This window comes from Massilia sp. UYP11 (assembly GCF_050434805.1).
In the GTDB taxonomy this organism is placed as follows: Bacteria; Pseudomonadota; Gammaproteobacteria; order Burkholderiales; family Burkholderiaceae_D; genus Telluria.
The window spans coordinates 324,675-338,417 of the sequence record NZ_JBNDJE010000003.1 but is presented as its reverse complement, the minus strand read 5'-3'; the positions used below and the strand labels follow the sequence as shown (position 1 = coordinate 338,417).

The 13,743-nt window shown below is 65.3% G+C and carries 12 protein-coding genes; all 12 read left to right on the top strand.

The window, feature by feature from the left end:
* The first annotated feature begins 2 nt into the window (after positions 1-2).
* On the top strand, positions 3-1,091 hold the full coding sequence (locus ABIB38_RS08185; RefSeq protein ID WP_429203264.1) for a helix-turn-helix domain-containing protein: 1,089 nt from the start codon (positions 3-5) through the stop codon (positions 1,089-1,091).
* A 21-nt stretch (positions 1,092-1,112) separates the two neighbouring features.
* Entirely contained in the window at positions 1,113-2,414 is a 1,302-nt protein-coding gene (ispG, locus tag ABIB38_RS08180) for a flavodoxin-dependent (E)-4-hydroxy-3-methylbut-2-enyl-diphosphate synthase (RefSeq protein ID WP_429203263.1), read from the top strand.
* 128 nt (positions 2,415-2,542) lie between these two features.
* On the top strand, positions 2,543-3,886 hold the full coding sequence (hisS, locus tag ABIB38_RS08175; RefSeq protein WP_429203262.1) for a histidine--tRNA ligase: 1,344 nt from the start codon (positions 2,543-2,545) through the stop codon (positions 3,884-3,886).
* Between the two features lie 47 nt (positions 3,887-3,933).
* Positions 3,934-4,614, top strand: a complete 681-nt coding sequence (locus ABIB38_RS08170; RefSeq protein WP_429203261.1) for a YfgM family protein — start codon at positions 3,934-3,936, stop codon at positions 4,612-4,614.
* Positions 4,615-4,698: 84 nt separating this feature from the next.
* Entirely contained in the window at positions 4,699-5,853 is a 1,155-nt protein-coding gene (gene bamB / locus ABIB38_RS08165; RefSeq protein ID WP_429203260.1) for an outer membrane protein assembly factor BamB, read from the top strand.
* A gap of 8 nt (positions 5,854-5,861) precedes the next feature.
* A complete protein-coding gene (der, locus tag ABIB38_RS08160) occupies positions 5,862-7,199 on the top strand; it encodes a ribosome biogenesis GTPase Der (protein WP_429203259.1) in 1,338 nt (445 codons plus the stop codon).
* Positions 7,200-7,355: 156 nt separating this feature from the next.
* Positions 7,356-7,595 (top strand): RNA chaperone Hfq, encoded by a 240-nt coding sequence (hfq, locus tag ABIB38_RS08155; RefSeq protein ID WP_005666255.1) that lies wholly within the window; start codon positions 7,356-7,358, stop codon positions 7,593-7,595.
* A gap of 32 nt (positions 7,596-7,627) precedes the next feature.
* Positions 7,628-8,839 carry a GTPase HflX gene (gene hflX / locus ABIB38_RS08150; protein WP_429203382.1) on the top strand — a complete coding sequence of 404 codons (1,212 nt, stop codon included), beginning with the start codon at positions 7,628-7,630 and terminating at the stop codon, positions 8,837-8,839.
* 3 nt (positions 8,840-8,842) lie between these two features.
* Complete coding sequence (hflK, locus tag ABIB38_RS08145; RefSeq protein WP_429203258.1) at positions 8,843-10,129, top strand: FtsH protease activity modulator HflK; 1,287 nt, start codon at positions 8,843-8,845, stop codon at positions 10,127-10,129.
* On the top strand, positions 10,129-11,007 hold the full coding sequence (gene hflC, locus ABIB38_RS08140) for a protease modulator HflC (RefSeq protein ID WP_429203257.1): 879 nt from the start codon (positions 10,129-10,131) through the stop codon (positions 11,005-11,007). The genes hflK and hflC overlap by 1 nt, the downstream gene beginning before the upstream one ends.
* A gap of 253 nt (positions 11,008-11,260) precedes the next feature.
* A complete protein-coding gene (locus ABIB38_RS08135) occupies positions 11,261-12,415 on the top strand; it encodes an ATP phosphoribosyltransferase regulatory subunit (protein WP_429203256.1) in 1,155 nt (384 codons plus the stop codon).
* 3 nt (positions 12,416-12,418) lie between these two features.
* Positions 12,419-13,735 (top strand): adenylosuccinate synthase, encoded by a 1,317-nt coding sequence (locus tag ABIB38_RS08130; protein ID WP_429203255.1) that lies wholly within the window; start codon positions 12,419-12,421, stop codon positions 13,733-13,735.
* Positions 13,736-13,743: the final 8 nt, after the last annotated feature.

The window sequence follows — 13,743 nt, the reverse complement described above, 5'->3', positions numbered from 1 at the left end:
CAATGAACGAGCAAGCAGATCAGCCGGCTACGCCGGGCAACCAGCCCGGCATCCCTGGCAAGACCCTGCAATCCCAGCGCGAAGCGATGGGCTGGAGTGTGGAACAGGTGGCGGACCAGCTGAAGCTGGCGCCGCGCCAGGTAGTGGCGCTGGAAGCGGGCGATTACGCCGCGCTGCCGAGCCCGGCCGTGACACGCGGCTTCGTGCGGGTCTATGCCAAGCTGCTCAAGATCGACGCCGCGCCGCTGGTATCGATGATCGAGTTGAACATGCCGCCGGAAGCCCAGGCAGGCGCTCCCGTCAACACCAGCGCCGTGCGCCGCGAACAGCGGCCGGCCACGTTTTCCCAGACCCGTTTCCCGATCGCCGGCCGCCGCAACCGCCTGCCGCTGGGCTGGATCGTGGCCGCCGTGGTGGCGGCCGGCGCCGCCGTCGCGGCCTGGCAGTTCGACCTGATTCCAAGCCTGCAGCGCGATGGCGCGACGGGTGACCCCATGGTGCTGGACAACCCGGCCGCCGGCGTCGTTGCCCCGGGCGCGACCGCGCCGGGCGCGGCGCCCGCGCCTGACGCCCACCCGGGCCTGCTCAATCCATCGGTGCCGTTGATCTCGGTGCCGGCGCCGGCCGGCGAAGGTGCGCCGCCGGCGGCAGCGCCCGGTTCCACGCCGGCCACTCCAGGGGGCGCCCCGGCGGGCACCCCGGCGGCCGCCCCGACCGCCCCGGCGCCGGCCGTGCAGCCGCCGGCCAGCGCGCCGGTGGGAACGCCGAGCGCCGCGGCGCCGGGCGCGACGCTGGCCCCGGGCGTCTCGACCGCCGCCGCAGCGGTCACCGCCGTGGCGCCCGCCGCCGGCGCCAACACCCTGGTGCTGAACGTGCGCGAGGATTCCTGGATCGAAGTGCGCCCGAGCGCCGGCGGCCGTCCCCTGATCTCGCGCCTGGTCAAGGGCGGCAGCACCGAGTCGGTCGAGCTGACCGGTCCGGCGACCCTGGTGGTCGGCGCCCCCGGCGGCGTCAGCGCGACCCTGCGCGGCGCCGAGGTCGCGCTGCCGCAGCAGTCGGGTCGGACCATTGCGCGCGTGGCGCTGAAATAAGTTGAAGCTGGAATACATCACATGAACTCGTTGAACGAAGACCGCACCTCTCAGCCTGCGCCGGCCGCAGCAATACCATCCGGCCCGCTTGCGCGCCGCGCCAGCCGCAAGGTCCTGGTGGCCAATGGCGAGCGCAAGGTCTGGGTGGGCGGCGACGCCCCGGTGGTGGTGCAGTCGATGACCAACACCGACACCGCCGACGCGATCGGCACCGCGATCCAGGTCAAGGAACTGGCGCGCGCCGGTTCCGAGATCGTGCGCATCACGGTCGATACGCCGGCTGCGGCGGCGGCCGTGCCGGCGATCCGCGAACAGCTCGACCGCATGGAAGTCGACGTGCCGCTGGTGGGCGACTTCCACTACAACGGCCACCTGCTGCTGCGCGACTATCCGGAATGCGCGCGGGCGCTGTCGAAATACCGGATCAATCCGGGCAATGTGGGGCAGGGCGCCAAGCGCGACACCCAGTTCGCCCAGATGATCGAGATCGCCGCCAAATATGACAAGCCGGTCCGCATCGGCGTCAACTGGGGTAGTCTCGACCAGTCGCTGCTGGCGCGCATCATGGACGAGAACGCCACGCGCGCCAATCCATGGAGCGCCCAGGCGGTGATGTACGAAGCCCTGATCACGTCGGCGATCGAGAACGCCGTGCGCGCCGAGGAAGTCGGCCTGGCGCGCGACAAGATCATCCTGTCCTGTAAAGTCTCGGGCGTGCAGGACCTGATCGCGGTTTACCGCGAACTGGCGCGCCGCTGCGACTATCCGCTGCACCTGGGCCTGACCGAGGCCGGGATGGGCAGCAAGGGCATCGTCGCCTCGACCGCGGCGCTGTCGGTGCTGCTGCAGGAAGGCATCGGCGACACCATCCGCATTTCGCTGACGCCGGAGCCGGGCGGCGACCGCACGCGGGAAGTCGTGGTCGGCCAGGAGATCCTGCAGACGATGGGCCTGCGCAAGTTCACCCCGATGGTGATCGCCTGCCCGGGTTGCGGCCGTACGACCTCGACCGTGTTCCAGGAGCTGGCCGACAACATCCAGAGCTTCTTGCGCGAGCAGATGCCGGAATGGAAGCAAACCTATCCGGGCGTGGAGGCGATGAACGTGGCCGTGATGGGCTGCATCGTCAACGGTCCGGGCGAATCGAAGCACGCGAACATCGGCATCAGCCTGCCGGGCACCGGCGAATCGCCGGCCGCGCCGGTATTCGTCGATGGCCAGAAATTCGCGACCCTGCGCGGCGAGCGCATCGTCGATGAGTTCAAGACCATCGTGCTCGATTATGTGAAGAAGAACTACAGCCGCGACGCGGTAACGCAATAAAATACGGCCACCGGCCCCGCTCGTCGTTCCCGCGAAGGCGGGAACCCAGTTTGCTTGCTGTACCACTGCACTGAGCAACTTGGGTTCCCGCCGTCGCGGGAACGACGGTGATTTGAGAGCTAACACTTATGTCCAAACCAGAAAAAATCGTCGCCATCAAAGGCATGAACGACATCCTGCCGCAAGATGCGCCGCTGTGGGAGCTGTTCGAGAACACCACCGAAACGATCCTGAAGAGCTACGGCTACCAGAAGATCGTGACGCCGATCGTCGAGCAGACCGGCCTGTTCGCGCGCGCCATCGGCGCCGTCACCGACATCGTCGAAAAGGAGATGTACTCCTTCGAGGATGCGATGAACGGCGACCAGTTGACCCTGCGTCCGGAAGGCACGGCCAGCGTCGTGCGCGCCGTGCTCGAGCACAACCTGGTCTACGACGGCCCGCGCCGCCTGTGGTACAAGGGCCCGATGTTCCGCCACGAGCGTCCGCAGCGCGGCCGCTATCGCCAGTTCTTCCAGTTTGGCGCCGAGGCGATCGGCTTCTCGGGCCCGGACATCGACGCCGAGATGATCATGATGTCGCGCCGCCTGTGGGATGACCTGGGCCTGCAGAACGTGCGTCTCGAGCTGAACTCGATCGGCAATGCCGAGGAGCGCAACCGCCACCGCGCCGACCTGATCGCCTACCTGGAACAGCATCAGGACCTCCTCGACGCCGAGGCCAAGCGCCGCCTGCACAGCAATCCGCTGCGCATCCTGGACACCAAGAACCCGGCGATGCAAGAGATGGTCAACGCCGCGCCGCGCCTGCTGGACTACCTGGGCGAAGAGTCGCTGGCCCACTTCAACGGCGTCAAGGCGCTCCTGGACAAGAACGCGGTGCAGTACACCGTCAACCCGCGCCTGGTGCGCGGCCTGGATTACTACAACCGCACCGTGTTCGAGTGGGTCACCGACGAGCTGGGCGCCCAGGGCACGATCTGCGCGGGCGGGCGCTACGATCCGCTGATCGAGACCTTCGGCGGCAAGCCGACCCCGGCGGTCGGGTTCGCGATGGGCATGGAACGCATCATCGAGCTGATGAAAGGGCTGGGCGAGCCGCATGAGCCGAACGTGTGCGACGTCTACATGGTCCACCAGGGAGAAGAGGCGCAGCTGCAGTCCTTCATCCTGGCCGAGCGGATTCGGGATGCCGGCCTGGATGTTGTGTTACATTGCGCAACGCCAACGGGTGCGGGCAGTTTCAAGAGCCAGATGAAGAAGGCCGACGGCAGCGGCGCCGCCTTTGCCGTCATCATCGGCCAGGACGAGATTGCGAACAATGCCGCGCAAGTGAAGACCATGCGCGGCGAAGTGGGCGAGCAGCAGCAGGCCGCCGTGCCGTTCGAGGAAGTGGTCGACTACCTGGTCGACCAGATCACCGGTGGCCACGACCACGATCACGACCACGATCACGTGCATTACCATCCGTAACCGGCGTCCGGCGCCGCCAATAAACCACTCACCACAAGAACACGCACATGGCATACGATCACCAGGAACAGGAACAGCTTGATTCCTTCAAGGCGTTCTGGTCGCAGTACGGCAACATCATCATCTGGGTCCTGATTCTCGCGCTCGGCTCCTTCGCCGCCTGGAATTACTGGCAGACGCACCAACGCAACAAGTCGGTCGAGGCGTCGGCGCTGTACGACGAGCTGCAGACGTCGCTGCTGGCGAACGACAATGCCAAGGTGCAGCGCGTGGCGAACGACATCCGCGCCAGGTACGAAGCGTCGGCCTACGCCCCGATGGCGGCCCTGGCCGCGGCCAAGACCGCCTTCGAGGCGAACGACCTCAAGACCGCCAAGGCGCAGCTGCAGTGGGCGGCCGAGCACGGCAACGACGAATACAAATCGATCGCCAACCTGCGCCTGGCCGGCGTGCTGCTGGACGAAAAGGCATTCGACGAAGCGCTGAAGGTATTGAACGGCACCTTCCTGCCGCAGTTCACCGCGGCAGTGAACGACCGCAAGGGCGACGTGCTGGTCGCGCAGAACAAGCTGAACGAGGCGCGCGCGGCCTATGTCGCGGCGATCGCCGCCATGGATCCGAATGCGCCGGGGCGTCAGCTGGTGCAGATCAAGCTGGAAGCGATCGGCGGCACCGTACCAGGCGACAAGAAAACGGAAGCAGCTGCCGAGCAAAAGGCAGCCGCGTAAACCTCCCCCATGAGAGGGCCCGCGCATGCCTGACGGCGGCGCGGGCCTTGCGTCCTCTATAGTCCAGGAACAAGGTAGAACAAAATGCGTATTTGCAGCAAGCTTGTTGGTGTCGGCGTACTGGCCCTGATGACGGGTTGCTCGACCCTCAATTCGCTCAATCCATTCGCGTCGGAAAAGAAGGGCGACCAGCCGGCCAAGCTGGTCGAACTCAAAGGCAGCATGGCCGTGCGTACCGCATGGAAACTTGATATCGGCAAGGCGCGCGGCTACACCTTCTCGCCTGCGCTGACCGGCAACACGGTGGTCGTGGCCGGCGCCGACGGCGCGATCGCGCGCGTCGAAGCCGAGAGCGGCAAGCAACTGTGGCGCATCAAGGCCGATACCGAACTCTCGGCCGGGGTCGGCACGGACGGCAACCTGATCGTGGTCGGCGCCGACAAGGGCCAGCTGCTGGCCTTCGACATGGATGGCAAGGCGCTGTGGAAGACCCAGCTGTCGAGCGAGATCCTGTCGGCGCCGGTGGTGTCGCAGGGCATCGTGGTAGCGCGCTCGATCGACAACCGCATCGTCGGCATCGACGCTGCCAACGGCAACAAGAAGTGGACCGTGCAAAAGGTCGCGCCGCCGCTCACCCTGCGCACTGCGCCGGGCCTGATCGTGGCCGGCAGCGACGTCATCGTGGCCCAGCCGGGCGGCAAGCTGTCGTCGTTGATCCTGGCCACCGGCGCGCCGCGCTGGGACGTCGAGGTGGGCGTCGCACGCGGCGCCACCGAACTGGAGCGCGTGACCGACATCGGCGGCGCCCCGGTGCTGTTCGAGAACGATGTGTGCGCTGTGTCCTACCAGGGCCGCGTCGGCTGCTTCGACCTGGTCACCGGTTCGGCCAAGTGGACCCGCGACCTGTCCTCCAGCGTCGGCGTCGCCGTCGATCAGCTGTACGTGTTCGCGCCGGACGACAAGGGCGCCGTGCATGCCTTCACCCGCGACACCGGTTCTTCGAGCTGGAAGAACGACAAGCTGGCCTTCCGCAACCTGTCGACCCCGCTGTCGTATGGCCGCGCCGTCGCGGTCGGCGACTTCGAGGGCTTCGTGCACTTCCTGTCGCGCGAGGACGGCTCTTTCCTGGCGCGCGCAGCGACCGACGGCAGCCCGATCATGGGCACGCCGCTGGTGGCCGGCACGAACCTGATTTTTCAAACACAAAATGGAACTGTGACCGCCATCGCGGTCGAATAGACTACAACATGAAGCCGGTAATCGCACTCGTAGGTCGTCCCAACGTCGGGAAATCGACCTTATTTAACCGCCTGACCCGTTCGCGTGACGCGCTGGTGGCCGACCTCCCTGGCCTGACACGCGACCGCCACTATGGCGAAGGCCGGATTGGCGAACGGCCTTTCCTGGTCATCGACACGGGCGGTTTCGAGCCGGTCGCCAAAGAAGGCATCATGCATGAAATGGCGCTGCAGACGCGCCAGGCCGTGGCCGAGGCCGACGTGGTCGTGTTCATCGTGGACGGCCGCCAGGGCCTGACCCCGCACGACAAGACCATCACCGACTTCCTGCGCAAGAGCAACCGCAAGGTCATGCTCGTGGTGAACAAGTCGGAAGGCATGAAGTACACCTCGGTCACCGCCGACTTCTATGAACTCGGCATGGGCGACCCCTACGTCATCTCCGCCGCCCATGGCGACGGCGTGCACGACCTGGTCAACGAAGCGCTCGACATGGCCTTCGAAGGCCGTCCGGAAGAGCCTGAAGAGCTCGAGCCGGCCGACCACGGCTTCAAGATCGCCATCGTCGGCCGTCCCAACGTCGGTAAGTCCACGTTGATCAACACCCTGGTCGGCGAGCAGCGCGTGATCGCCTTCGACATGCCGGGCACCACCCGCGACTCGATCGAAGTGCCGTTCGAACGCGACGGCAAGCGCTTCACGCTGATCGATACCGCCGGTATCCGCCGCCGCGGCAAGATCTTCGAAGCGATCGAGAAGTTCTCGGTGGTCAAGACCATGCAGTCGATCTCGGACGCCAATGTCGTGATCCTGCTGCTCGACGCCCAGCAGGATATTTCGGAGCAGGATGCGCACATCGCCGGCTTCATCCTGGAGTCGGGCAGGGCGCTGGTCGTGGCCGTGAATAAATGGGATGGCCTGCAGACGCAAGAGCGCGAAGAGGTCAAGATCGACCTCGACCGCAAGCTGGACTTCCTCAGTTTCGCCAAGACCCACTTCGTGTCGGCGCTGCGCGGCACCGGTGTGTCGCAGCTGATGAAGTCGGTCGAAGCGGCGTATGCCGCCGCCACCGCCAACCTGTCGACGCCGCGCCTGACGCGCGCGCTGCAAGAGGCGGTCGAGAAGCAAGAGCCGAAGCGTAAGGGTACGTCGCGTCCGAAAATGCGCTATGCCCACCAGGGCGGCCAGAACCCACCGATCATCGTCATCCACGGCAATGCCCTCGACGGCATTACCGAGCCGTACAAGCGTTATCTGGAGAAGCATTTCCGTGAGACGTTCAGCCTGGTCGGCACCCCGCTGCGGATCGAGCTGCGCAGCGGGAAAAACCCGTTTGCCAAGGATTGAATTGTCAGATTCGAGACAGTAGCAGTACGACAAAAACCCGCAAAACAGGTTACAGTAGGCTTAGGCTGCATTCGCTCAGGCGGAATATGGCTCTAGCTACTTGAAATCCGGCACATCGCCTCAAACTTTTAACTACAACAACATTACGGAGCTGTTATGAGCAACAAAGGGCAACTGTTACAAGACCCATTCCTCAACGCCTTGCGCAAGGAACACGTCCCTGTCTCGATCTACCTCGTCAACGGTATCAAACTCCAGGGCCACATCGAATCCTTCGACCAATACGTCGTTTTGCTTCGTAATACCGTGACCCAGATGGTCTATAAGCATGCCATTTCCACCGTCGTGCCGGCACGTGCCGTCAACCTTAACCTCGACTCCAACGAAGCCGAGTGAGGCCGATGGCTGACGCCCCCGGCACTCCCACCTTGCGCGCAGCGCTGGTCGGCATCGACTTCGGGACTGGCGACTTCAATGCCAGTCTCGAAGAACTGTCGCTGCTTGCGCGCTCCGCCGGCGCCGAACCGATCACCACGATCACGGCGAAGCGCAGCAGCCCGGACCCCGCGCATTTCGTCGGCAGCGGCAAGGCCGACGAAATCGCCCTCGACGCCAAGGCCCTTGGCGCCGAGATCGTCATCTTCAACCACGCTCTCTCTCCTGCCCAGCAGCGTAACCTGGAACGCCGTCTCCAGCTGCGCGTGATCGACCGCACCAGCCTGATCCTCGACATCTTCGCCCAGCGCGCCAAGAGCCACGAGGGTAAACTCCAGGTCGAGCTGGCCCAGCTGCAGCACCTGGCCACGCGCCTGATCCGCGGCTGGACCCACCTGGAACGTCAAAAGGGCGGTATCGGCCTGCGCGGTCCGGGTGAGACCCAGCTCGAGACCGACCGCCGGCTGATCGGCGAGCGCGTCAAGATGCTGCGCGCGCGGCTGGCCAAGCTGCGCAAGCAGCACGAGACCCAGCGCCGCCAGCGCGGCCGCAACAAGACGTTTTCTGTGTCGCTCGTCGGTTATACCAATGCCGGCAAGTCGACCCTGTTCAATACGCTGACCAAGGCCGGCGTGTACGTCGCGAACCAGCTGTTCGCGACCCTCGACACCACCAGCCGTCGCATGTACCTGAACGACGAGGTCGGCAGCGTCGTGATCTCGGACACCGTCGGTTTCGTGCGCGAACTGCCGCACCAGCTGGTGGCCGCGTTCCGCGCCACGCTCGAAGAAACCATCCATGCCGACCTCTTGCTGCACGTGGTCGACAGCGCGTCCCCGACGCGGATGGAGCAGGTCGAACAGGTCAATGAAGTCTTGCGCGAGATTGGCGCAGATCATGTTCCGCAAATTTTGGTGTGGAACAAGATCGATGCCGCCGGGCTGGAACCTGGGGTCGAGCGTGATGAGTATGATAAGATCAACCGGGTTTTCATCAGCGCCCACAGCGGCGCCGGCCTGGATCTGCTGCGTTCGGCAATTGCCGAGGCGGCCGCATCCGCGCCGGGTCGGGGCGGGTATGACAACCCAGAAAACGAAGAGCACGACGAAGCCTCCGGGCTCGCCGAGGATGACGCGTCGGTGGACGCGCACCCCGGCGGTCTTGCCGATAATATGCCAACTTCCACCCATGTCAGGCCCAACTAGCCTATGCTTGTTTCTCTACTAAAAAGATTCGGCGTCAAATTGTCGCTGAACGACCCACGCTGGGGACGCAACCCCGAAGACGACCGCAAGGCCCAGGATGGTCGCCGTCCCGGTGACGGTCCTCCCGACCTCGACCAGATGTGGCGCGACTTCAATGCGCGCCTGAACCGCATGTTCGGCGGCCGCGGCAACAACAACGGCGGCGGCGACAATGGCGGCCCGCGCGGCGAAATGCGCGGCGCCGGCATCGGCGCCGGCGTGATCGCCGTCATCGTCGGCTTCATCTGGCTCGCCAGCGGCGCCTTCATCGTGCAAGAGGGCCAGGTCGGCGTTGTGACCACCTTCGGCAAATACAGCCACTCGACCACGCCGGGCTTCAACTGGCGCTGGCCGTATCCGTTCCAGGCCCACGAGACCGTCAACACCTCGCAGATCCGCACTGCCGAGATCGGGTACCGGGCGAACGTGCGCAACAAGCAGCCGCAAGAATCGCTGATGCTGACCGATGACGAAAACATCATCGACATCCAGTTCGCGGTGCAGTACACGCTGAAGGATCCGGTCGCCTGGCTGTTCAACAACCGCGACCAGGACGACAGCGTGCGCCAGATCGCCGAGACGGCGATCCGCGAAGTGGTCGGCCGCAACAAGATGGACTTCGTCCTGTACGAAGGCCGCGAGAAGGTCGCCGCCGACGTGCATTCGATGATGCAGTCGATCGCCGACCGCTATGCGCTGGGCGCCCTGATCACCAACGTCACGATGCAGGGCGTGCAGCCGCCGGAACAGGTGCAGAGCGCCTTCGACGACGCCGTGCGCGCCGGCCAGGACCGCGCCCGCGCCCGCAATGAAGGTGAAGCGTACGCCAACCAGATCATTCCGCAGGCGCGCGGCCAGGCCTTCCGCCTGCAGCAGGACGCCGAAGCCTACCGCTCGATGGTGGTCGAGAATGCGACCGGTAACGCGTCGCGCTTCGACCAGGTGGTGGCCGCCTATGCGCGCGCTCCGGCCGTGACCCGCGACCGCATGTACATCGACACCATGCAGCAGATCTTCACCAGCACCACCAAGGTGTTGGTCGACTCGCGCGCCAACAACAACATGCTGTACCTGCCGCTCGACAAGCTGATGCAGCAGCAGGCGGCCAACGATGCCCAGGTCGGCAGCAAATCCGGTCCGGTGCAGTTGCAGCCGAACGGCCAGCCGGCCGAAGTGACCCAGGCCATGGAAGCGGTGCGCCAGCGAGACGAGCGCACCCGTGATACCTCACGCGACAGGGAGACCCGCTGATGAACCGCCTCGTAACTATTTTCGTCGCGGGCTTCATCGCACTGATGCTGCTGTCGTCCACGATCTTCGTCGTCGACCAGCGCCGCTTCGCGATCGTGTTCGCGCTCGGCCAGGTCAAGGAAGTGATCTCCCAGCCGGGCCTGCACTTCAAGCTGCCGCCGCCGTTCCAGAACGTGATCTACCTGGACAAGCGCATCCTCACGCTGGACACGCCCGACGCCGACCGTTTCATCACGGCCGAGAAGAAGAACATCCTGGTCGATGCCTTCATGAAATGGCGCATCGAGGATCCGCGCCTGTACTACGTCAGCTTCGGTGGTGACGAAAGCCGTGCGCGCGACCGCATGTCGCAGATCATCAAGGCGGCGCTGAACGACGAGATCACCAAGCGCACCGTGCGCGAAGTGATTTCCGGCGAGCGCGCCGCGGTGATGGCGGCGGTGCAGGCCAAGGTCGTGGCCGAGGCAAAAGAGATCGGCGTCGGCATCGTCGACGTGCGCCTCAAGCGCGTGGATTACATCGAGCAGATCAACAACTCGGTGTACGAACGCATGCGCGCCGAGCGCGTTCGCGTCGCCAACGAGCTGCGCTCGACCGGCGCCGCCGAGTCCGAGCAGATCCGCGCAGACGCCGACCGCCAGCGCACCGTGATCATCGCCGAAGCCTTCCGCGACGCAGAGAAGGTCAAGGGCGACGGCGACGCGAAAGCCTCGGCCATCTACGCCGAAGCGTTCGGCAAGAACCCGGAATTCGCCCGCTACTACCGTTCGCTCGAAGCCTACCGCGCCAGCTTCAAGGACCGCAGCGATGTGCTGGTGGTGGACCCGAGCTCGGAGTTCTTCAAGTACTTCAAGCAGCCGGCGGCGACGGGTCGTTAAACCGCGTAGCCAGCCACTGCCCAGGACGGGCTCCCGCCACACGGGAGCCCGTTTTTCATGGGATGCGCCAACATGTATAGGCATCCCGGGCGTGGCAGATTGTCAACCCGAGAAGCTGTCGAACCAGCATTGCCTGCCTCACCTGCGCTGTTTTCGGGTAAAATCACCGATTCGGCGTTCGCGCCATGCGCTGGCACGCCCGTCGTTGCCCTTGCCGGTCGCAGCTAATTATCCCAACTCCCATCTGTTGCCCATGCCGAACTGGCTATTGCCTGAGAATATTGCCGATGTCTTGCCGTCCGAAGCGCGCAAGATCGAAGAGCTGCGCCGCCTGATGCTCGATAACTTCCGGCTCTACGGCTACGAACTGGTCATGCCGCCGCTGCTCGAATACACCGAGTCGCTGCTGGCAGGCGCCGGTGAAGATACCGACCTCAAGACCTTCAAGGTGGTCGACCCGCTGTCGGGCCGTCTGCTCGGCCTGCGCGCCGACATGACCACGCAGGTGGCGCGCATCGACGCGCACCTGCTGAACCGCGAATCGATCACCCGCCTGTGCTACGCCGGCAGCGTCCTGCATACCCGTCCGTCCGGCCTGCACGCGACCCGCGAGCCGGTGCAGATCGGCGCCGAGATCTATGGCCATGCCGGCCTGGAAGCCGACGCCGAGATCCAGGAACTGGCCCTCGGCTCGCTGGCCCTGGCGGGCTTCACCAACGTGCGCCTGGACCTGGCCCACGTCGGCGTGCTGCGCGCCCTGCTGGCCGAAGACCCGCTCGCCAAACGCGACGAGGCCCAGATCCATTGCCTGCTGCGCGCCAAGGATGCGCCGGGCCTGGACGAGATCTCGCTGAACTATTCCCCGCAGACCCGCCAGGCGCTGCTGGCGCTGCCGCACCTGTACGGCGACGTCGAGGTGCTGGCCAGGGCGCGCGAACAGCTGCCGGCGCTGCCCGGCATCGCGCGCGCGCTGGCCGAACTGGCGGCGCTGGCGGCCGGCGGCATCGGGCGCGCCGACGTGGCGATCGACCTGGCCGACCTGCGCGGCTACCAGTACGAAAGCGGCGCCATGTTCGCGCTGTACGTGCTGGGCCTGCCCAACGCGGTCGCCAGGGGTGGGCGCTACGATCACGTGGGCGAGGCCTTCGGACGCGCGCGTCCGGCGACCGGCTTCTCGCTCGACCTGCGCGAACTGGCCCGGCTGCTGCCGCTGGCCGAGCGCAAGCATTCCATCCGCGCGCCATGGGGCAATGCACCCGAGCTGAAGGAAAAAATCGCTGACCTGCGCAAGGCAGGCGAAGTCGTGATCCAGAGCATGCCTGGTCACGACAATATTCAGGACGAGTTCGAGTGCGACCGCGTGCTCGTCCTCGAAAACGGAAATTGGATTCTCAAAAACTTAGGTTAAGTGATGTCAAATACTAACGTGGCAAAGAACGTCGTTGTCATCGGCACCCAGTGGGGCGATGAAGGCAAAGGGAAGATCGTCGATTGGCTCACCGACCACGCCGCTGGCGTGGTGCGTTTCCAGGGCGGCCATAATGCTGGTCACACCCTGGTGATCAAGGGCCAGAAGACCGCGCTGCAGCTGATCCCGTCGGGCATCATGCGCGAAGGCGTGGCCTGCTACATCGGCAACGGCGTCGTGGTCTCGGTGCCGGACGTGATGCGCGAGATCGACAAGCTGCAGGCCGCCGGCATCGAAGTGGTATCGCGCCTGAAGATCTCCGAGGCGTGCCCGATCATCCTGCCTTACCACGTCGCCATCGACAAGGCGCGCGAAGCCAAGCGCGGCGACAACAAGATCGGCACCACCTGCAAGGGTATCGGCCCGGCGTACGAAGATAAAGTGGCGCGCCGCGCGATCCGTATCGCCGACCTGCTCAACGCCGAGCGCTTCGCCGAGAAGCTCAAGGAAAACCTGGACTACCACAACCATGTGCTGGTCAACTACCTGGGCGGCGAGGCGATCGACTTCCAGACCACCTACGACGATGCGATGGCCCTCGTGCCGCGCCTGCGTCCGATGGTGGCCGACGTGTCGTCGCTGCTGTACGCGGCCCACAAGCAGGGCGGCAAGCTGCTGTTCGAAGGCGCGCAGGGTTCGCTGCTCGACGTCGACCACGGCACCTATCCGTTCGTCACCTCGTCGAACTGCGTGGCCGGCAATGCCGCCGCCGGCGCCGGCGTCGGCCCGAACATGCTGCACTACATCCTGGGCATCACCAAGGCCTACACCACCCGCGTGGGTTCGGGCCCGTTCCCGGCCGAACTGCCGACCGACGCCGGCGTGGGCGAGCACCTGTCGCGCATCGGCCATGAATTCGGCACCGTGACCGGCCGCGCCCGCCGCTGCGGCTGGTTCGACGCCGCGCTGCTGCGCCGCTCGGTCCAGATCAACGGCGTGTCGGGCATGTGCCTGACCAAGCTCGACGTGCTGGACGGCATCGAGTCGCTGAAGCTGTGCACCGGCTACAAGCTCGACGGCCGCGACATCGACATCTTCCCGGTCGGCGCCGAAGATGCCGCCCGCTGCGAGCCGGTGTACGAAGAGATGCCGGGCTGGCGCGACTCCACCGTCGGCGCCAAGTCGATGGACGAGCTGCCGGCCAATGCCCGCGCCTACATCAAGCGCATCGAAGAACTGGTGGGCGTGCCGATCGACATGGTGTCGACCGGCCCGGACCGCGAAGAAACGATCGTCCTGCGTCACCCGTTTGCCGCATAACTAAAAAC